Source organism: Arthrobacter arnarulunnguaqae (assembly GCF_051262515.1).
Classification (GTDB): domain Bacteria; phylum Actinomycetota; class Actinomycetes; order Actinomycetales; family Micrococcaceae; genus Arthrobacter_N.
Window position 1 is genome coordinate 108,863 of sequence record NZ_JBIMER010000002.1, and the last position, 18,761, is coordinate 127,623.

Below are 18,761 nucleotides of genomic sequence, written 5' to 3' on the forward strand. Positions count from 1 at the left end.
CGGACAGCGGCACGGCGCGACGGCGCCGAACGGACCGCACGACGGCGGCGCAACAGCAAGGAAGGCGGGTGTTCCGGTGGTAGGGACTCAGGAGAGCGGGGCGGCGTTGGCCGGCTGGCTGGAGAAGCTGGGCCCCGGTGCCGGGACGGATACCCTGCTGCGCTTCGCCGGTTCCGGGTCCAACAGCATCGACCTCACCCACGCGCACCCCTCCGGCCTCGCGCAGTTCCTGGCCGGCCGCCGCACGCGCCTGTCCATGCTGCTGCGCGACGCGGACACCTACACTTCGGGGCGCCGCACCGCCCGTGCCCTGCGCGCCAAGATCCAGGAACTCTCCGAGGACCGCGGCATCGACGTCGGCTACCTCGCCTCGGGCATCGCCACCTGGCGGGCCACGCAGGACGGCCGCAGCGAACAGTTTAGCGCGCCGATCATGCTGGGGCGCGTGGCGCTGACGCTCCGCGAGGGCCAAGACGACCACGAGGTCCAGCTCTTGGGCCGCGCGCAGGTCAACCCGGCGCTGGTCCGCTACTTCTCCGAGACCCACGGGCTGGAGATCGACGCGGCGGCTCTCAGCGGCGCCGCGTACATGACCGCCCGCTTCGACCCGCGCCAGGCCATGGACACGCTCCGCGAGCAGGTGGCGGACATTCCCGGCGCAGTGATCGAACACCGGTTGCTCGTCTCCACGTTCGCGGACCTGGCCGACCCCGCGGACCCGGCGCGGCTCGATCCGGAACACCCTGTGATCGCCCGTCTGCTGGCCGCCGACGCGGGGGAGGACGTCGTCGTTCCCGAGCCCCAGGTCACGGTGCTCAGCAGCGACGAACGCGACCCGGCCGACGAGATCCTCGTGTTGGATGCCGACGCCAGCCAGCAGGAGGCCCTCGACCTCGTGGAGGCGGGGGAGTCCGTGGTGGTGTCCAGCCCTCCCGGAACCGGACAGACGCAGACCGCCATCAACGCGGCCGCCATCCTCGCCGGGCAGGGCAAGCGCATCCTCGTCGTGGCCGAGCGCCAGGCCACGGCGCTGGGATTCGCCGAGCGCCTCGAGGAGCTGGAGCTGGGCAGCCTGGCCCTGCGCATGTCGCCGGAGACCGGCCCCGAGGAGCTGCGCGTGCAGATCACCCGCGCCATCCTGCGCAACGAGCGGGCCACCCAGCCGCAGCTCGAAAAGCTGCACAAGACGCTGACCAGCCACCGCCACGCGCTGCTGGACCACGTCCGTTCGCTGCACAACGTGCGCAGCCGGTGGGGATGCTCGCCCTACCAGGCCATGCAGGAGCTCGCGCGGCTCACCTCGCTCGAGCCGGCCCCGGCCACAACGGTCCGGCTCAAGCGCAGCGTCTTGGACAGCATCACCAGCCGGCACGAGACGGCGGCCAAGCTGCGCCGCGCGGCCGAGGTCGGCAGCTTCAGCCGGGCCGTCACCGATAGCCCCTGGTACGGGGCGCGGCTGCGCAACCGCAAGGAGACGGCCCAGGCCCTCGAACTCGCGACCAGCCTCGCGTCCGACCTTCCCCGGCTGCGCGAGAACATGCTCAAGGTCGCGGCCCACTCGGAAATCAAGCTCGGCACCACGTTCGTCGAATGGGGAGAGCAGCTCGAGCTCCTGGTCGCCGTCCGCGGTAGCCTCGACAAGTTCGAGGCCGACATCTTCGACCGGTCGGTCGAGGACCTTATCAGCGCCACCGCGCCGTCGTCGTGGCGCCGCGAGCGGGGCATCGAGATGAGTTCGATGACGCGTTCCAGGCTCCGTCGCGTCGCCAAGGAGTACGTCCGGCCCGGCGTCCACATCGCGGACCTCCACGAATCGCTCGTGGACGTCCAGCGCCAGCGCGGCATGTGGACCCGCTACGCCACCAGCCAGCGCCATCCGCTGGTTCCCACGGGCCTGCTCGAGCTGAACGCCGCCTACCGCGACGCGGACGCCAGGCTTGGCAAGCTCGTGGACGCGCTCGCCCGCACGGACCACAAGGACGCGCTGCAGCGGCTGCCCGTCGACACGCTCGTGGGACGGCTGGCCCGGCTCGTCGAGGACCGCGGCGCGCTCGAGGTCCTTCCCGAGCGCACGCTTCTCCAGGAGCAGCTGCGGGAGCAGGGACTCGCGGACCTGCTGGCCGACCTGGCCGAGCGCGAGGTCGCGGCCGAGGACGTCGCGGCCGAATTGGACCTGGCGTGGTGGCAGTCCGCACTGGAGGCCATGATCAGCGGGGACGAATACCTCGCGATGGCCGACGGCGCCAAGCTGCGCCGGCTCGAGGCGGAGTACCGGCTGGCCGACAACACTCACATCGGCTCCGGCGCCGGCCGTTTGCGGTGGCTGATGACCCAGCGCTGGAAGGCGGCTCTCGCGGACCACCGCGCGGCGTCCCGCGAGCTGCGGGCCATCCTCAAGGACGGGGAGCCGACCATGGAGGCGCTCTCCCGCCTCGGCGTCCCGCTCGTCAATTCGCTGGTGCCCATCTGGATCGGCTCGCCGCTGCTGATCCCCGCGGCGGTGCCGTCCGACGTCGAATTCGACGCCGTCATCCTGCTCGACTCCGATTCGCTGTCGCTGCGCGGGGCGATCGGATCCATCAGCCGCTCCAGGCAGGTGGTCGCGTTCGGCGACGCCATGCTCGGTTCGCCGCGGAGCTTCCACGTCTCCGTCGATCCGACCGCGTCCAACCGCGAGCCCGCCGAGCCCGTGAGCACCTTCGGCGCCCTGTCCACGGTGTTGCCCGTGCGCCGGCTCGACACCGTCTACCGCGGGGTCGACGAGGGCCTCACCGAGGCGCTCGGGCAGGCGTACTACGACGGGAACCTGCGTCGGCTTCCCGCGGCACGCGCCATGGCCGGCGGCACTCCGTCGCTGTCCGTCGACTACGTCGAGGACGGCATGGGCATGCCCGGCCCGTCGGGCGAAGCGGTGGAGACGACCGTCGCCGAGGTCAACCGCGTCGTGGACCTCGTCTTCGGGCACATCCGCCGCCGGCCGAACCGTTCGCTGGCCGTGATCGCCGCCAACCAGCGGCACGCCGCGCGGATCGCCGAGGCGATCGCGCTGCAGCTGCCCAACTACCCTTGGGCGGCCGACTTCTTCAAGCGGTCCACCGAGCGCTTCCAGGTCTCGTCCGTGGAGCGCGCACACGGACTGGTCCGCGATGCGGTCATCTTCGCCCTCGGGTTCGGACGCACCCCGCACGGCAAGGCGGTACACGACTTCGGCGCGCTGTCCGGGGAGCGGGGAGACGAGTTCTTCGTCACCGGCGTCACCCGGTCCCGCGACCTGCTCCACCTGGTCACTTCCGTGCGGCCGGAGGACCTGGACGAAACCCGCCTCAACGGCGGCGCGAAGCGCTTCGTGGAACTCGTGGGCAGGGTCCTGTCCGGGCATTCCGGCGTTCGGAACGAGGGGGGAGAGCTCGAGGATCCGCTGGTGGCGGACCTCATGTCCCGCCTGGCCGAGCGCGGGGGCATCGTCAAGCCGCGCTACCGGGGCGTGCTGGACCTCGCCGTTCAGTCGCCGGATGCCGACGGCAAGGGGGAGCCGCCGCTCGCGGTGATTTCCGACGGAACCGAGGACTACCGCCGGATGACGGTGCGGGCCCGCAGCCGTTTGCGGCCGCAGCTGCTCGAATCCATGGGATGGCGTTACGTGCCGTTGTGGACGATAGACGTCTTCAGCGACCCGGCGTCGATCGCCGACACGCTGGCGGATCACGTCGGTTTGGGGCAGGCGGACCACCACACCGAGGCGGGGGAGAACCACGTGTCCGACGACGAAAGCCGGCCTTCCCAGGCGGCCGACCAGGATCCGACCGACGACGCCCCGACCGAGGACGCCCCGACCGAGGACGCCCCGACGAGGGGACGCCGTTCCGGCGACAGCGTGATACCGCGGTTGGCAGCTGAGGACGACCCCCGTTCCTGGGGCGACAGCGTGGAGGACCGGGACAGCTGGCTGCGCGAACAGCGGCCGCCGCACTGGAACTAGCTCCCGGCACCGGTTCACGGCGACCCCACCATCAGGAGGAAGATCCGGCCGCGGCTGGCCGCGCCGGCGAGCTCGGCGGAGTCCTCCTGGGGTGCGGCGACGACGACCATGCCCCGCGACGCGCCGGATCCGGGCCAGGCTCCGGAGTCGTCCCCGGTGGGGACCCACAGCACGGGGACGGAGCGGGCGATCACCCGCGACTCGACGGGTTGTTCGTACCCGTTTCCCTCACTGAGGACCACGTCGACGAGCTGGCCCGGACGCAGTAGCCCCACGGTGTCCGGATCCGCCGGGCGGATCGGGACCGCCACGGTCCCTGGCGCGGTCCCCGTCAGCAGCCCCGGCCCCACCAGCGACGCCGCCGGGACCGGCGATCCGGCGGCCAGCGGCACGGCCAATTGGCTCCCGGACACCTCCGCGATGCTGGTGCCGGCGTCCGGCGGCACGGCTCCGGACGCCAGCTCACGCAGCTCCAGGGCGTCCGATCCCAGCACGGAACCGGCGGGCAGGTCGCGGCGCGCGACCACCACGTCGACGACGGGCGAATGCGCGGGAGCCAGCGCGGAAAGCGCCGCCGCGACCGACAGCGCGGCGAGGCAGGCAGCCATCGGACGCCGGTAAAGGGCCAGCAGTTCGCGCCAGGAGCGACGGTAGCCGGTTCCGTTCCGGCCCGGGGCGGAACGTGCTGCCGGGCTTTGTAACGCAAAGGGGATCCTCATGCGTCCAGTAGGCCACGGACCAACGCAAAGGGCCGCCCGCAATCCGAAGACTGTGGACGGCCCGGCCCCCACGGGGCGAAGACAGGTGCTGTGCGGGGCGGGTGCCCGCGCGGGGGAAGTGCTAGACCGAGGCGCCGGAAGTGGCGGCGGCGGCGGGCACGGCGGGTGCCGGCTTGGAGGCCTCGGACGCGCCCTTGGTGTCGCCGGTTCCGGATGCCGCGGGTGCCGTCGCGGTGGATCCGCTGCGCGAATCCGTGCGGTAGAAACCCGATCCCTTGAACACGACGCCCACGCTGTTGAACTTCTTGCGCAGGGTCCCGGCGCACTCGGGGCAGGACGAGAGGGAATCGTCGGTGAAGGACTGGACGATCTCGAACGCGTGGGTGCAGTCCTTGCAGGCGTAGGCGTAGGTCGGCATGGGTTTCCTTCCGGTGTGGCGGGGTCGGGGATGGTCCGTGGCCGGAACCGCCGCCGCCCGCGGGCTGGCAGTCGAATCCCCAGACTGCCAATTCTACATCACCGAGCGGCGTCGTCCCCGAACCACGTGATGCCGGAGGGGGTCAGCACGGCGTCCACCCTGCGGTCCAGGGCGTTGTAGACGAAGGAGTCCGCGGGCAGGAACTCGTGTTCGTAGACCATCGAGAGCAGCAGCGGACGCGGGGTGAATTCGTCCAATGACGCAATGAAACGGTCGTAGTAGCCGCCGCCCTGGCCGAGCCGCGCGCCCGTGGTGTCGATTGCCTGGGCGGGCACCAGCACGACGTCGACGCCGGCCATCACGTCGCTGCCGTGCCGGTCCCCCATGGGTTCGGCGATAGGCGCCACGGCGCTGCGGCTGGTGGCTATGCCCGGGTGCCAGTCGGTCCAGCTCAGCCGCCTGCCGGGTTCGCAGATGGGCACGAGGATGCGGTATCCCTGAGCGTGGAGGGCGTCCATGAGCCTTCCCGTGGGTGGCTCCGCCCCGTAGGACAGCACGCACGTGAGCGTGCGGCGGGGCGCCTTGGCATCCAGCCACGGGAGCAGGTGTGCCTGCATCGCGTCCACTTGGGCCTGGCGCGCCTCGGGCGTCAACGCGCGGCGAAGTGCCCGGTACCGTTCGCGGGCCGTCTCCTTGTTCAGTGTGTCCACCAAGCCATCCTAGGGAGATGGACACGGATAAGCTTCCCCCATGGACTACGGCGCGCGGTTTTGGCCGGTCACCCTGCAAAGCGGTGACCTGTTGTTGCGTCCGCTGCGCCACCGCGACCGACGCGCATGGACCGATCTGCGCCGGGACAACGCCGAGTGGCTCCGGGCGTGGGAAGCGACCCAGCCCAACCCCGGCGGCCGGATGCCGACGTTCCGCGAGATGGTCTCCTCGCTGAACCGCCAGGCGCGCTCGGCGCAGTCGTTGCCCTGGGCGATCGCCGTCAGGGAACCGCTCGTCCGCGAACCTGTCATGGCCGGGCAGTTGACGGTTGCCGGCATCATGTGGGGCTCGGCCATGACGGCGTCGCTGGGATACTGGGTGGACCAGGCCCGCGCTGGACAGGGGCTCGCTCCCACGGCCGTGGCCCTCGCCGGCGACCACTGCTTCGGCACCCTCGGATTGCACCGCCTGGAGATCAACATCCGGCCGGAGAACTCCGCCAGCCTTCGGGTGGTGGAGAAGCTCGGGTTCCGCGACGAGGGCATCCGGCGGAACTACCTGCATATTGACGGCCGCTGGGCCGACCACAGGACGTTCGCGCTCACGTCCGAGGAGGTCCCCGGGGGACTGATGAAGCGCTGGCTCGAGACGCGCTGAAACGATCCGCCGCGGCGCGCCGGGGAACGAATCGCCGCAGATCAGCGGACACACCGCGCCCAATGCCGGTCCTGCGTGTCGCGTGCCAGTAGCGTCGAACCTGTGGACGTCCAAGTCGAGAGCTCTGCGGTCCTGGTGGCCATGGTTGGAGTGATGCTCGCGTTCGTCGTCCCGGGTCTTTTGCGTCGGGGCAAGGACGCGCCCCACAGTGCCCGCCCAGTCCGCAACGACAGTCCACGGAGGAAAACGATGGCAACACGAGCACCCCAGGCCGCCGCGCCGCGCACTCGGCTGCGGATCCGCACTGGCCCCGCCGCCGTCGCCGCCGCGGGTGCGCTTGCCGCCGTCGTACTGGTCGTCGGGGGAGCGCTGGCGCCCTTCGGCGTCGTCTCCGGGATGGTGCCCCTCCTTGCTGCCTTGGTGCTCGTCGCGAGTTTCGCGGGCCTGCGCATGCTCGCGGTGGCCGGCCGTCGTCGCCGGGCCCTGGCCCGCATGGAGGCCGCCTTCGCGGAAGCCATGCAGGCCCCACGCACCGAATCCAACGCGCCCCGCCGCGAAACGAAGCTCTTCGACGCGCAGCCCGCGCAGCAGGTCGAGCCCGCTTCGCTGACGGTCCACGAACTGCGGGCGGCGGCGCGCCGCGTGGCGGCGGACGCAGGCCCCCGGTCCGTGAAACCGCCGACCTGGGATCCCGTGGAGGTCCCGAAGCCCACCTACGTCGACGCGGCCAAGGCCGAGCGCCCGGCGCCGGCCGCGTTGCCGCAGCCCGAGGAGAAGAAGGCCACGGGCGTCACGAGCATCCTTCAGGACACGCGGGTGCTCGCCGCCGCGGAGGCCCGGGACGCCGCGCCGGACGGCGTCGTCGCCGGACCGGGGGAGCGCACCGGCGCGGCCCGCGGAAGCGTCGCGGAAAGCGTCCCGTTGGACACTGGCCGCATCAACCTCGACGCCGTCCTGCAGCGCCGCCGCGCCTAGTTCCGCGACGTGTCCACGACGTCCGGATGGCCCGAGGAGCTCCACGTGGGCTTTCTCGAAGCCCACGCCGCCGAACTGATCGAGGCGGCCACCGGCACCGAAGTGGCCCGGCCGCCCCGGCAACTCCAGCTCCAGCACCGTCCGGGCGCCGGGGTCAGCGCCCTCTACGAACTACCCGCCGCCGCGGGCTTCATCGGCATGACCACCGAAACCATGCCCGCGACGGAGGGCACGGTCCGCGTCGAGATCCCGGCGGACGCCGCGCCCAGTTCGAGCGGCAAGCCGGTGACCGGACCCTTGGTGGTCTCCATGTGGCGGCATCCCCACGACCCGAAACTGCCCGGACTGAGGTCCGCCACCGTGGAGCAGGAGGTGTGGCGGATCTGGGGCCGGGACGATACGCTGCGCCGGCTCGAGACCGTCACCTACCGCCCGCTGCGCCGGGCGGTGGTCCGCGCCGAATTCGCCACGGCCGCACCCGTCGTCCACACCCGCCGCCTGTACCTGAAGGTCATGCGCGCCGGGCTGGCCGAGGGCCTGCACCGGCGCCACCGCGTGCTGCACGACGCCGGACTGCCGGTGCCGCGCCCCGTTGGCGAGCCAGTGGACGACGTCGTTGCCCTCGCCGAGGTGACGGGGGACCCAATGTCGAAACTGATTCTGCAGGACGGCGCCACCTCCCTGGCCCCGGGCGACCTGTTGGAGCTCCTGGACCGGCTCCCGGAAGAGGCCTTGGGCTTCCCCCGCAGACCCGCGTGGTCGGACCGGCTGGGTCGCTACGCATCGGCGGCGGCCGTGGCGCTACCCGAGCACGGGGAGCGCATCGGACGTCTGGAACGGCACCTCGCTCGGTTGCTGGGCTCAACGGACCGCGGGCCCGTTGTGCCCACGCACGGCGATTTCTACGAGGCCAACCTCCTCATGGAAGGCAACCGGATTTCGGCGCTCCTGGATGTGGACGGGGTGGGCCCCGGACACCGCGTCGACGACCTGGCATGTCTGCTGGGACACCTCGGTGTCCTGCCTGCGGTGGACATCCGCTACACGCGGATAACGGAGGCCCTCGACCACTTTGGTGGGGCGTTCGCCGCCCACGTGGACCCGGGGGCCCTCTGGGCCCGGTCCGCCGCCGTGGCGGTGTCGCTGGTCGCCGGGGCACGGACTGCCGGCGCCTCCGGCTGGAACCGCCAGGCGCTGGCGCGGCTGGTCGCGGCCGAGGAGCTCGCAGACCGGGCAAACTGAGTCGAACCCGTAGATGAGGGTTTTCTCATGCGTTTCTCCTTTGCCTCTCATCAGGCGTGCGCACACTGGGGTGGAAGGCAAACACCGGACCCGGTCACACGGTCCCCGCATGAGGAGCAACGACAATGATGAACCACAGATTCTGGACCATCACCGGGTCCCTCGGCGTCGTTGCCGTCGGCGCCGGAGCGGCCGTCGCAGACAACCACGTCTTCGACGACTCGTCCGATCTCGGAACCGGCATCCACTCGACGGCGGCAACCCAGGGCGCCCGCACGGCCGTAGCGCCGGAGCCGGCCGCTGCCAGCGTCAGCCCATCCGCCATCAACGACGACAACTTCACGCAGCGCGGCCTCTCCGCCGCTTCCACGGACACCTCGGGTTCGGCCAACACCTCCGGTTCGGCGAACACGTCGGGCTCTGCGAATACCTCGGGTTCGGCCGATACGTCGGGCTCTGCGAATACCTCGGGTTCGGCCGATACGTCGGGTTCCCCCAACACGGCGGCCACGCCGCCGACGCCCCCCACCCCGCCGACACCCGCTTCCGCCCCGTCGCCCGTGTCGGCGGCAACCCCCGCCACGCCGCCGACCCCGATGTCGCCGGCGTCTCCCGCCAGCCCGATGTCGCCGGCGTCACCCACCTCGCCGGTTTCGCCGGCGTCCCCCGTCAGCCCGGTGAGTGCGGCATCTGCCGGCTAGCCTCCTGACGGTACCCCCAAGCGATGGCGTTGCCGGCCCCCCACGGCAACGCCATCGTTCTGCGTTTTGATGCCTTGCCAGTCTCTGTCGGCATAGTCGCCGTCGTCGTGCGCGGTGCGCTTGCGGAGGCCAGCGCATGCGAACAGCCCAGCGTTCCGGCCGTCTACCCGTCGCGCGACAGCCTGTAGCCCATGCCGCGGACGGTCTCGAAGCGGTGGGCACCCAGCTTGTTGCGCAGGTAGCGCACGTAGACGTCCACGACATTCGATGACGGATCGAAGTCGTAGCCCCAGACGCGCGAGAGCAATTGCTCGCGGCTGAGCACCTGGCCGGGGTTGCGCAGGAACGCCTCGGCCAGCGCGAATTCGCGGGCGGAGAGGTCGATTCCGTGTCCACCCACGGTGGCCCGGCGTGAGCGGAGGTCCAGGGAGAGGCCGTTGTGTTCGATGACCTCCTGGTGCGCGCCGTTCGCCTCCGGGTGCAGCCGCAGCCGGACACGCGCCAGCAGTTCCTCGAAGCGGAAAGGCTTGGCCATGTAGTCGTCCGCCCCGTTTTCCAGGCCCTCGACGGTGTGCTCGATTCCGGACCGCGCGGTGAGGATGATGACCGGCACGTCGTTCTTTCCTTGGCGCAGCGACCGCAGGACCTCGAATCCGTCCATGTCCGGCAGGCCGAGGTCGAGGACGACCAGTTCGAAGTCGCCGGTTTGGGCCAGATGGAGGCCGGCGGTTCCGCTGGCCGTCACCGTTGGCAGGAAGCCCGCGGAGCGCAGCCCCTTGGAGACGAACGCGCTGATGCGTTCTTCGTCCTCAATAATCAGGATCTGGCTCATGCGTTCCCCTTTCTTCCGGCGGGGGCACGAAGCCCCGCAACGGTAGGTCCAAGTAGAAGGTCGATCCAACGTCCGGTGTGGACTGCACGCGCACGTCTCCCCGGTGGCCGGCGGCGATGGCACGCACGATTGTCAGCCCGAGCCCGGATCCCTCCGCGCGGCTGCCGTTGCTGCCCCGGGCGAACCGGCTGAAGATCTCTTCGCGGTCCTCCGGCCGGATGCCCACGCCCTCGTCGCGCACCCAGAGGCGCAGGTGGTCGTCCAACAGCGTGGAACCGAGCGCCACCGTGGATCCCGGCGCGGAAAACTTCACCGCGTTCTGGCACAACTGGAGCATGGCCTGGGTGATGCGCCGCGGATCCAGCTCCAACGAGCCGTGCGCGCGCCGTTCGATGATCCAGTGGCGGTCCCCCAGCGCGCGTGCCTTGTCCAGCACGTCGTCGAGGAGGTGGTCCAGCTCCACCGCCACGGGCGCCACGAAGTCGGCCCTGTCGGACTTGGCCAGCGTGACGAGGTCGTCCACGAGCAGCGTCATGCGGTCGAGCTCGTCGAGGGCAACGGCGCGCGTCTGGGTCACGTCGTCGAGGTCCGTGTTGTCCTGCAGCTCGAGGTGGCCCTGGATGATCGTGATGGGGGTGCGCAATTCGTGCCCGACGTCGTCCAGCAGCTGGCGCTGCGAGCCCAGCGCGAGCTGGAGCCGGTCCAGCATGTTGTTGAACGTGCGCGACAGGTCGGCGAGATCGTCGGTGCCAGCGACCGCCAGCCGCTCGTCGAGATCGTGTTCGGTGATCTTGTCCGCGGTCCGCCTCAGGTCGCGCAGTGGCCGCAGCAACCGGGAAACCAGCACCCCGCCGAGCAGGGCCGCCAGGAGGAGTGACCCCAACCCGGCGGCGAAGAAGACGGCGTACGTCTGGTTGAGTTCCTTCAGGGCCGCGGTGGAGTCGTAGGCGAGCACGAACAGCATGGGCTGCTGGTCCGCCGCGAGTTGGACCGGGACCACCACCAACCGGTAGGTGGTCGAGCCGGTCTCGAAGTTGCGCAGCACCACTCGCTCCGGAGGGCCCTCGGCGACGAGGGCCCTGACCAGATCGCCGTCCTGCTCTAGGCGCAGCTCGACCGACTCGGGCGCCTGCCACCGCACCCCGCCCGGCTCCAGGGCCATGAGGCCCTCGTTCGTGGAGGGCAGCGTGCGCTGCATGGCCACGTAGACGAGCGACTCCGCCGATGAGAACGGCCGTCCGGTCTCCAGATCCACGCCGCCCTCGGCCAGGACGCGGAATTCCCGAACCGAACGGGTGAGCGAGGCGTCGATCCGGTCGGCCACCTGACCGCGCTGCACGCCGTATGACGTCGTCCCGGCGACCAGCAGCGTGAGCAGCGCCAGCAGCACCATCGAGGTGAGGATGCGCGCACCGACGGAGCCGTGGCCGCGGAGCCAGTCGAGCCGGCGCCCGTCCTCCATCAGCCGTCGTCCCGGTCGTCCCGGTCGTCCCGGTCGTCGTCATCGTCGTCGTCCGATTCGTCGTCGGGGCGGTCCCCGCCGTGGTCGTCGTATTCGACGGGCGGGGCGGGCGCCACGGGCTGCGGCGAACGGGTCGCCGAGCGGTTCGGACGCGGGGACGCGGACGACGACGGCGCCGCGGACGGCTTGGTCGACGATGGCGTGGCGGACGACGTCGGCGCGGAAGACGGTGTGGAGGACGGGGACGCGGACGACGACGGCGCGGTGGGGCCGGGCGCACCGCTTCCGGCGGGAGTCGTGGACGTCAGTCCGGGGCCCAGATCCACCGGCTGCGGCGCGCCCAGGGCGACGCCGAGCATCGCGCCGATGGTGAGCAGCGAGGCGGCTACGGCCGCCACGAGGAGCGGCCGGATGGTCCGGGGATGCATGGGATCCATTATCCGCGAACCACATGAGACGGGAATGAGAAGACCGCGCCCATGCCCGCCACCGGATCCACGCTAGTCCCCGTGTGGCCCGGGAGCGCCGGGCCCACGATCCGGCGGCGGAGTCTCCGGTTCCCCGTCCGACGGCGGAGCCTCCGGTTCGTCATCCGACGACGGCGCGCCCGGGTCGTCCGCTCCGTCGGCGTTCTGGAGGGCCTCCTCAGCGAGATGCCTGGCTTCTTCGGCCTGGGCCGGCAGCCCTTGCGCCGCCAGGACATCCGCGAGACCACGCTGCGCCGCGTAGAAGTGGGCGACGCTGTCCCGGTGCTCCGAGGCGATCAACCTGTAGAGCGGCACCGCTTCCTCGCCGCGGTCGGTCTCCGCAAGAACGTGGGCCGCGAACAGTTCGGCGTTGCCGCCGGCGTCGTCGTCCTTGGCCGCGCGGAAGAGATCCGCCGCCTCGAGCGCGCCGGCCACGGCCTCCGGACCGTGGCCGAGGGCCCACAGGCTGCGTGCGCGGGTGTCGCGGAAGTCCGCGGAGTGCCATTCGGCGTCGTGTTCGTCTGCGAGGCGGATCGCCTCGTCCAGCACGGTCAGGCCCGCGGCGTCGCCGGCCTCGCACATGGCGTGTCCGAGCGCGTGGAGGGACTGCGGCAGGACGCCCGGATCCGTCTGGCCGGACCGCCGGGAGAGCGAGACGGAACGCTCGAAGTAGGGCAGCGGCAAGCCGGGGTCCTCGCCGCCGGAGACCAGGGTCCCGGCCGCGAGCAGCGCGCGCGCCGCGTCGCCGGGGAGGTCCTGCTCCTCGAAGAGCCGCGCCGCCCGCTCCCACGCCGCGAGCGCCTCGTCCAGGCGTTCCTGGTGGCGGAGGCAGTGGCCGAGCGACATCAGCGTGCGCGCCTGGTCGGAATGGTCGCCGACCTGTTCGAGGGAGGCGGCCAGGTGCTCCAGCACCTCTTCGGCGAGCAGGAATTCCTCGGCCTCCAAGAGCTGGTTGCCGAGCGCCAGGCGAACCGCCCAGGTCTCGCCGAATTCCCCGCGCTCCGCCTGTTCGACGGCGATGCGCCACGCGGTCACGGCGGAATCCTGGTCCATGGACAGCGACGACAGGTTGGCGACCAACGCGGCGGCCGAGACGGCGCCGCGGCGCACCCCCGCGCCGGCGTAGAGCTCCAGCGCGCGCACGGCGCAGCCCTCCGCCTCCAGCGGTTGGTCGAGGTCGGCGTTGGCGGCGGCCTTGACCATCCACACCGCCGCGCGCATCGCCTTGTTGACCGGTAGCTCCAGCAACCGGTCCGCCTTCAGGAGCGCGTCCTGGGGGCGGCCGGCCTTGGCGTAGCCGTGCGCGAGGTAGAGCAGGGCGCCCGCTTCGCTTTCGCTGCGGCCGCCCTCGCGGTACGCGGCCGCACAGGCCTCCAGGTCGTCCATGGCCGACTCCTCGCCGGCCTCGTAGCGGCAGACCGCCAGCGGCAACCGCACGTCCGCGAGGACGGACTCCGGTGCGCCGGAGGCGGCGTGGGTGGCGAGGGCTGCCTCGAGCACCGGTGCCTCCTCGGGGCGCGGCTCGCGGAAGAGGAGCGGGCCGAGGTGCTCCTCGAGGTCCGCCTGGTGGGGGCGCCCGAGCGCGCGCAGCAGTGAGACGCGGGCGGCGGCGGCCTCCGCGGCCGCGTCCTCCTCGCCGGAGAGGTGGCGGACGGAGGCGGCGACTCCCCACAGGGAGAGTGCGGTCTCCGGATCCGAAACGTCGCCGGCCGTTAGATCCCCGGCCGTCGGGTCACCGGCCACCACCGCCCCGGAGTCCCCGCCCGCGGAGGGTCCGCCGCCGCAGAGCGCCAGACCGGCCTCGGCGGCGCGGACGGCGCCGTCGTGGTCCTCGCCGTAGGCGCGCTCGTAGGCGAGCTCCAGCCATCCCTGGGCGTCGGTGGGGGATGCGAGGGGGTTGGGCTGTGGTTCCGTCAGTATGCCGCGCAAACGCTCGGCCAGGGCTGACAATCGAGGCGCCTCCTTATGGGTCGCCGGGTGCGGCGTGACTGGTTCCAGCCTAATGCCTGCCCCCGTCAACTAGCTTGCCGAGCAGGGGTTGCGCCCGGTAGGGAATGTGTTCGCTCAACGCCAGGGAGGTTTCGGTGCGGATGACCCCGCGCATGCGCAGGATCGCCCGCAGAACGGCCTGCAGGTTGTGCGTGTCGCGCGCGGCGACCCGGCACCAGATGTCGCCGCGGCCGGAGATCTCGTGGACCTCGAGCACCTGTTCGTGCCGGCGCAGGGACGCGATGACGCCGTCGAGCTCCCGGTGCGAGACCTCGATGGTGATGAACGCCAGCACGTCGAAGCCCAGGGCCTGCAGGTCGACGTCGCGTCCGCCGTTGCGGACCAGCCCCGCGCGGTCCAGCCGCCGCAGCCGGGACTGCACGGTGTTGCGTGCCACGCCCAGCGACTCCGCCAGCTCGCCGATCTGCGCGCGGGGGTTCTCCAAGAGAGCCAGAAGCAGGCGGATCTCCAGGTCGTCGAGGTTGGCCATTTTGTGTCCCGTCCGGTCACATGGGAGGTGAATGTTGATAATAGTGATCAATTCTGCACCATGAAGGGCATCACCATGCGCGTTGCGGTCCCACACTGGTTGCATCATGACTGTTATCAACGAATTGCGCATGCGCGCAGCCGGGGACGTCGCCGCCAGGAACGGCTGGGACGCCTCGGTGCGCACCCGCCTGATCCTGACCGGAACCGTCATGACGCTCCTGCTGGTCGGGGCGAACCTGGCCACGCCGCTCTACCCGTTGCTCCAGGAGCGCCTCGCCCTGGGACCGTTCGCCGTCACGATCGCCTTTTCCGCCTACGTCCTGGCCCTGATCGCCGGGCTGGTCGTCTACGGGCACTGGTCGGACCACATCGGCCGCCGCGCCGCGCTGGTCGTGGCCGTCTGTGTGGGCCTCGCGGGGGGACTGGTCTTCGCCTTCGCGCCGTCGCTGCCCGTGCTCGTGGCCGGACGCGCGCTCCAGGGCGCCGCGATCGCGCTCGCCACCGGCGCCAGCAGCGCGGCGCTGCGCGAGCTCCTGCCGCTGCACCCGGAGTGGGCCAGCCGCTTCACCCTGCTGGCCTCCGCCGGGGGAGTCGCCGCGGGGCCGGTCGCCGGCGGACTGCTCAGCGGGCTTCCGGCACCGACGTCCACCCCGTTCCTCGTGCACGGCGCCCTGCTCGCCGCGGTGCTGGTCCCGCTGTGGGTCCTGCGCGCCCGTCCCGCGCTCGCTCCCGCACCGGGACGCCGGGCGCCCCGCGCGCTGCGGCCGCGCCGGTTCCGGCTCGGCGGGGAGGCGCTGCCGCAGTTCCGGACGGCGGCCGCCGTCGGCTTCCTCAGCTTCGCCCTGTTCGGCTTCGGGCTGTCCCTCGCGCCGACGTATTTCACGCAGGTGTTCGCCATCGAATCCCGCGTGCTGACCGGCGCCCTCGCGGCCCTGACCCTCGGGGCCTCGGCGCTGAGCCAGCTGTTCGGCCGGGCCCGCCGCCGGCTGCTGCCCGGCGCGCTCACCGTGATGGCGGCCGGGGTCGTGCTGGTTGCCGTCGCGGGGCACGTGCGCAGCCTGGAACTCCTGGTCGCCGCCAGCATCCTTGCCGGGCTGGCGCAGGGCGCCGCGTTCCGTTCCGCGTTCAACGACGTGACCGCGGCCGTCGCACCCGCCCAGCACGCGCAGGTGGTCAGCACGGTCTATGTGGTCACGTACCTGGGCAGCGCCGTGCCGGTGCTCGGACTGGGACTGGCCGCCGCCGCCTTCGGGTTGCCGATGGCGGTCAACGCCTTCGCCGCGTGCTGCGCGGCCGCCTGCCTGGCGGTCGCGGCCGCCACGCTGGCCCCGCGGATCAGGGCCGGAGCGGTCCCGTCTGCCCCTTGACGTGGTTGAACACCAGCGTCGTTTCCGTGTGTCCCACGGCAGGGTCCGTCGCGAGGTTGTCCAGCACCCAGTCGCGCAGCGCGTCCGTGGAAGCGACCGCCACGTGGAGCAGGTAGTCCGTCCCGCCCGAGACGTGGAACATCGAGAGCACCTCGGGCAGGCCGGGGACCCGTCCGGTGAACCGGTCGATCTCCACGCGGTCGTGGACGCGCAGCTTCACGGCGATCAGGGCCTGGACGCCGCGCCCCACGGCGGGTAGCGAAAGCTCGGCGTGGTAGCCGAGGATGACGCCGCGCTCCACCAGCTGCCGCGTGCGCAGCAGGGCGGTCGACGGCGCGATGCCCACGCGCTCGGCCAGCGCCGCGTTGCTGATCCGCGCGTCGGCCAGCAGCTCCGCGATGATGCGCCGGTCGACGTCGTCGAGGGCTGCGGGGGCCGGGTTCTGCGGTGCGGCGGGCATGGGAACATTCCACCACAGTCCGCGCCGCGCCGCTCCCCGTCGGCGGGGCCTGACAGTAGGCTGGTTCAATGAGCAGCCCCGAGCCGGCCCGGCACCGCGGATTCGACACGCGGCTGGCCGCATACTGCGTGGTGGTTCGGGAGAGCAGGATCCTGCTGGCCCTCTGGGACATGCGCGCGAGCGCCCCGGACTTCCTCCCGCGCTGGACCCTGCCGGGCGGGGGAGTGGAACTCGGCGAGGCGATCGAGGACGCCGCCGTGCGCGAGGTCGCGGAGGAGACCGGCTACGACGTCCGGCTGAGCGGCCTGCTCGGGGTCGACTCCGGGCACGTCCCCCCGGAACTGCGGCTGCACGGGGCGGCGCGTCCGCTGCAGACCGTCGCCGTCGTCTACGGCGCGGAGATCGTCGGCGGCGTCCTCGCCAACGAATCGGACGGCACCACCACCGAGGCCGCCTGGTTCGACCTCGCCGATGTGGCCCGGCTAGAACGCACCACCCGCGTGGACCACGCGCTGGGACTCTTCCACGCCAAACAGCAGGAGGGCGCCGTATGATCCGGTTCCGCGAGATCGAAAAGCGGTACGACGGCGGTGCGCCCGCCGTCAGCGGGCTGAACCTCGACGTCCCCGCCGGGAAGGTCACCGTTTTCGTCGGCCCGTCCGGCTGTGGCAAGACCACCTCGCTGCGGATGATCAACCGCATGGTGGACCCGACGTCCGGACGGATCGAGGTGGACGGGCGCGACGTCTCCGGCGTTCCTCCCCACGAGCTGCGGCGCTCCATGGGCTACGTCATGCAGCAGGGCGGGCTGATGCCGCACCGCACCGTGGCGGACAACGTGGGGACCGTGCCGCGGCTCAACGGGGCGTCCAAGTCGGCCGCCCGGGCGGCGGCGGGGGAGCTGCTGGAGCGCGTCGGGCTGGATCCCGGGCTGGCGTCGCGGTACCCGGGACAGCTCTCCGGCGGGCAGCAGCAGCGGGTCGGGGTGGCCCGCGCGCTCGCCGCCGACCCGCCGATCCTGCTGATGGACGAGCCGTTCAGCGCCGTGGATCCCGTGGTGCGCGGCGAGCTGCAGAACGAGCTGCTGCGGCTCCAGTCCGAGCTCTCCAAGACCATTGTCTTCGTCACGCACGACATCGACGAGGCCGTCCTGCTCGGGGACCGGGTGGCGGTGTTCGGCACCGGGGGAGTGCTCCACCAGTTCGCGCCGCCGCCGGAGCTCCTCACGGCCCCGGCGAACGACTTCGTCGCCCGCTTCGTCGGGCGGGACCGCGGGTTCCGCGCCCTGTCCTTCCTCGACGCGGCCGGTGTCGAGCTGCGCCCGCTGGACAAGTACGACGCCGGCGCGCTCGCCGGCGCGCTGCGGTTTCCGGCGGCGGGTTCGCTGCGGTCGGCGCTGGACGCCGCGCTCGCCTCGCCCGGGCGGATCGCGGTCGCGACCGACGCGGACGGCCGGGACGCCGGGGTGGCCCGCGCGTCCGACGTCGTCGCGGCGATCGAACGGGGCGATTCCCGGCAGCCTGCGCGGGACGGGGCGGCTGCGATCACGGCGGACCGGGCCACGGCGGAACCGGGTTCCCGTGGAATGGCTTAGCCGCAACCTGGACCGGGTGTTCGAACTCGCCGGTTCGCACCTGGTCCAGTCCATCCTGCCGCTGTTGCTCGCCACGCTGATCTCGATTCCGCTGGCCCGGGCCGTGCGCGCCAACGGAACGCGCCGGCGTCGTGCGGTGCGCGGGACGGTGATCCAGCTCAGCGCCCTGCTCTACACGATCCCGTCGCTGGCGCTGTTCGTCGCGCTGCCCGCCGTGCTGGGCACGCAGATCCTGGACCCGGCCAACGTGATCGTCGCGCTGACCATGTACGCGGTGGCGCTGCTGGTGCGCAGCGCGGCCGACGCGCTGGAGTCCGTGGACCCGGCCATCCTGCGCGCCGCGGACGCCATGGGATACCGGCCGCTGCGGCGCTTCTTCGCCGTGGACCTCCCGCTGTCCCTGCCGGTGATGTTCCCCGCGCTGCGCGTGGTCTCCGTCAGCAACATCTCCCTGGTCAGCGTCGGCGCGCTGATCGGGATCGAGAACCTCGGAACGCTGTTCATGGACGGGCTGCGCCGCGACTTCCCCTTCGAGATCATGGTCGGCATCGTCGCGACGCTCCTGCTCGCGCTGGCCATGGACCTCGCGCTGGTCGGCCTGCAGCGGCTGACGACGCCGTGGACGCGGCCGTCGGTGCCCGTGGCGGTCGCCGCCGTCGTCGTTCCGGCGCACGTCGGGGACGCACCGTGACGGCC

Annotated in this window: 18 protein-coding genes; 8 read left to right on the forward strand and 10 right to left on the reverse strand. The window is 71.9% G+C overall.

All coding sequences use genetic code 11. From position 1 onward, the window contains the following. Positions 1-76: 76 nt before the first annotated feature. Positions 77-3,979, forward strand: a complete 3,903-nt coding sequence (locus ACHAAJ_RS02700) for a DNA helicase (RefSeq protein ID WP_435726338.1) — start codon at positions 77-79, stop codon at positions 3,977-3,979. 14 nt (positions 3,980-3,993) lie between these two features. On the opposite strand, the gene cpaB is transcribed toward ACHAAJ_RS02700, so the two are convergent. The 3 genes from cpaB to ACHAAJ_RS02715 form a co-directional block, all read right to left on the reverse strand. Beyond that, positions 3,994-4,698 carry a Flp pilus assembly protein CpaB gene (gene cpaB / locus ACHAAJ_RS02705; RefSeq protein WP_435726340.1) on the reverse strand — a complete coding sequence of 235 codons (705 nt, stop codon included), beginning with the start codon at positions 4,696-4,698 and terminating at the stop codon, positions 3,994-3,996. 121 nt (positions 4,699-4,819) lie between these two features. Next, on the reverse strand, positions 4,820-5,116 hold the full coding sequence (locus ACHAAJ_RS02710) for an FmdB family zinc ribbon protein (protein ID WP_435726342.1): 297 nt from the start codon (positions 5,114-5,116) through the stop codon (positions 4,820-4,822). 98 nt (positions 5,117-5,214) lie between these two features. Next, positions 5,215-5,826, reverse strand: coding sequence for a 5-formyltetrahydrofolate cyclo-ligase (locus tag ACHAAJ_RS02715; protein WP_435726344.1), 612 nt, complete (start codon positions 5,824-5,826; stop codon positions 5,215-5,217). 40 nt (positions 5,827-5,866) lie between these two features. Here ACHAAJ_RS02715 and ACHAAJ_RS02720 point away from each other — a divergent pair, with 40 nt between their 5' ends. From ACHAAJ_RS02720 to ACHAAJ_RS02730, 3 genes are all read left to right on the forward strand, one after another. Continuing rightward, the gene (locus tag ACHAAJ_RS02720) at positions 5,867-6,484 is read left to right on the forward strand and encodes a GNAT family N-acetyltransferase (protein ID WP_435726346.1); all 618 of its coding nucleotides are present in this window, start codon (positions 5,867-5,869) and stop codon (positions 6,482-6,484) included. Between the two features lie 249 nt (positions 6,485-6,733). Further along, positions 6,734-7,459 carry a hypothetical protein gene (locus ACHAAJ_RS02725; protein ID WP_435726348.1) on the forward strand — a complete coding sequence of 242 codons (726 nt, stop codon included), beginning with the start codon at positions 6,734-6,736 and terminating at the stop codon, positions 7,457-7,459. Positions 7,460-7,504: 45 nt separating this feature from the next. After that, on the forward strand, positions 7,505-8,701 hold the full coding sequence (locus ACHAAJ_RS02730; RefSeq protein ID WP_435726350.1) for an aminoglycoside phosphotransferase family protein: 1,197 nt from the start codon (positions 7,505-7,507) through the stop codon (positions 8,699-8,701). 94 nt (positions 8,702-8,795) lie between these two features. Here the strand turns inward: ACHAAJ_RS02730 and ACHAAJ_RS02735 are convergent, their stop codons facing one another. The 6 genes from ACHAAJ_RS02735 to ACHAAJ_RS02760 all read right to left on the reverse strand — a co-directional run bounded on the left by ACHAAJ_RS02735 (position 8,796) and on the right by ACHAAJ_RS02760 (position 14,642). After that, positions 8,796-9,344, reverse strand: a complete 549-nt coding sequence (locus ACHAAJ_RS02735; protein WP_435726352.1) for a hypothetical protein — start codon at positions 9,342-9,344, stop codon at positions 8,796-8,798. Between the two features lie 221 nt (positions 9,345-9,565). Beyond that, positions 9,566-10,234, reverse strand: coding sequence for a response regulator transcription factor (locus tag ACHAAJ_RS02740; RefSeq protein WP_435726354.1), 669 nt, complete (start codon positions 10,232-10,234; stop codon positions 9,566-9,568). Then, positions 10,212-11,696 carry a sensor histidine kinase gene (locus tag ACHAAJ_RS02745; RefSeq protein WP_435726356.1) on the reverse strand — a complete coding sequence of 495 codons (1,485 nt, stop codon included), beginning with the start codon at positions 11,694-11,696 and terminating at the stop codon, positions 10,212-10,214. The genes ACHAAJ_RS02740 and ACHAAJ_RS02745 overlap by 23 nt, the downstream gene beginning before the upstream one ends. Then, complete coding sequence (locus ACHAAJ_RS02750) at positions 11,696-12,124, reverse strand: hypothetical protein (RefSeq protein ID WP_435726357.1); 429 nt, start codon at positions 12,122-12,124, stop codon at positions 11,696-11,698. Before ACHAAJ_RS02750 ends, ACHAAJ_RS02745 begins: the two co-directional genes overlap by 1 nt. A 72-nt stretch (positions 12,125-12,196) precedes the next feature. After that, positions 12,197-14,113: a tetratricopeptide repeat protein gene (locus tag ACHAAJ_RS02755; RefSeq protein WP_435726359.1), complete on the reverse strand. Its 1,917-nt coding sequence runs from the start codon at positions 14,111-14,113 to the stop codon at positions 12,197-12,199. Between the two features lie 49 nt (positions 14,114-14,162). Further along, positions 14,163-14,642 (reverse strand): Lrp/AsnC family transcriptional regulator, encoded by a 480-nt coding sequence (locus tag ACHAAJ_RS02760; protein WP_435726361.1) that lies wholly within the window; start codon positions 14,640-14,642, stop codon positions 14,163-14,165. 106 nt (positions 14,643-14,748) lie between these two features. Between ACHAAJ_RS02760 and ACHAAJ_RS02765 the strand changes: the two genes are divergently transcribed. Beyond that, a complete protein-coding gene (locus ACHAAJ_RS02765) occupies positions 14,749-16,011 on the forward strand; it encodes an MFS transporter (RefSeq protein WP_435726362.1) in 1,263 nt (420 codons plus the stop codon). On the opposite strand, the gene ACHAAJ_RS02770 is transcribed toward ACHAAJ_RS02765, so the two are convergent. Next, the gene (locus ACHAAJ_RS02770; protein WP_435726364.1) at positions 15,980-16,471 is read right to left on the reverse strand and encodes an Lrp/AsnC family transcriptional regulator; all 492 of its coding nucleotides are present in this window, start codon (positions 16,469-16,471) and stop codon (positions 15,980-15,982) included. The two genes, ACHAAJ_RS02765 and ACHAAJ_RS02770, sit on opposite strands and share 32 nt — an antisense overlap. A gap of 68 nt (positions 16,472-16,539) precedes the next feature. Here ACHAAJ_RS02770 and ACHAAJ_RS02775 point away from each other — a divergent pair, with 68 nt between their 5' ends. Genes ACHAAJ_RS02775 through ACHAAJ_RS02785 form a run of 3 tightly spaced genes read left to right on the forward strand, consistent with a single transcriptional unit; the run spans position 16,540 to position 18,756 of the window. After that, on the forward strand, positions 16,540-17,025 hold the full coding sequence (locus ACHAAJ_RS02775) for an NUDIX hydrolase (RefSeq protein WP_435726366.1): 486 nt from the start codon (positions 16,540-16,542) through the stop codon (positions 17,023-17,025). Further along, complete coding sequence (locus ACHAAJ_RS02780; RefSeq protein WP_435726368.1) at positions 17,022-18,065, forward strand: ABC transporter ATP-binding protein; 1,044 nt, start codon at positions 17,022-17,024, stop codon at positions 18,063-18,065. Before ACHAAJ_RS02775 ends, ACHAAJ_RS02780 begins: the two co-directional genes overlap by 4 nt. Continuing rightward, the gene (locus ACHAAJ_RS02785; protein WP_435726370.1) at positions 18,052-18,756 is read left to right on the forward strand and encodes an ABC transporter permease; all 705 of its coding nucleotides are present in this window, start codon (positions 18,052-18,054) and stop codon (positions 18,754-18,756) included. The genes ACHAAJ_RS02780 and ACHAAJ_RS02785 overlap by 14 nt, the downstream gene beginning before the upstream one ends. Positions 18,757-18,761: the final 5 nt, after the last annotated feature.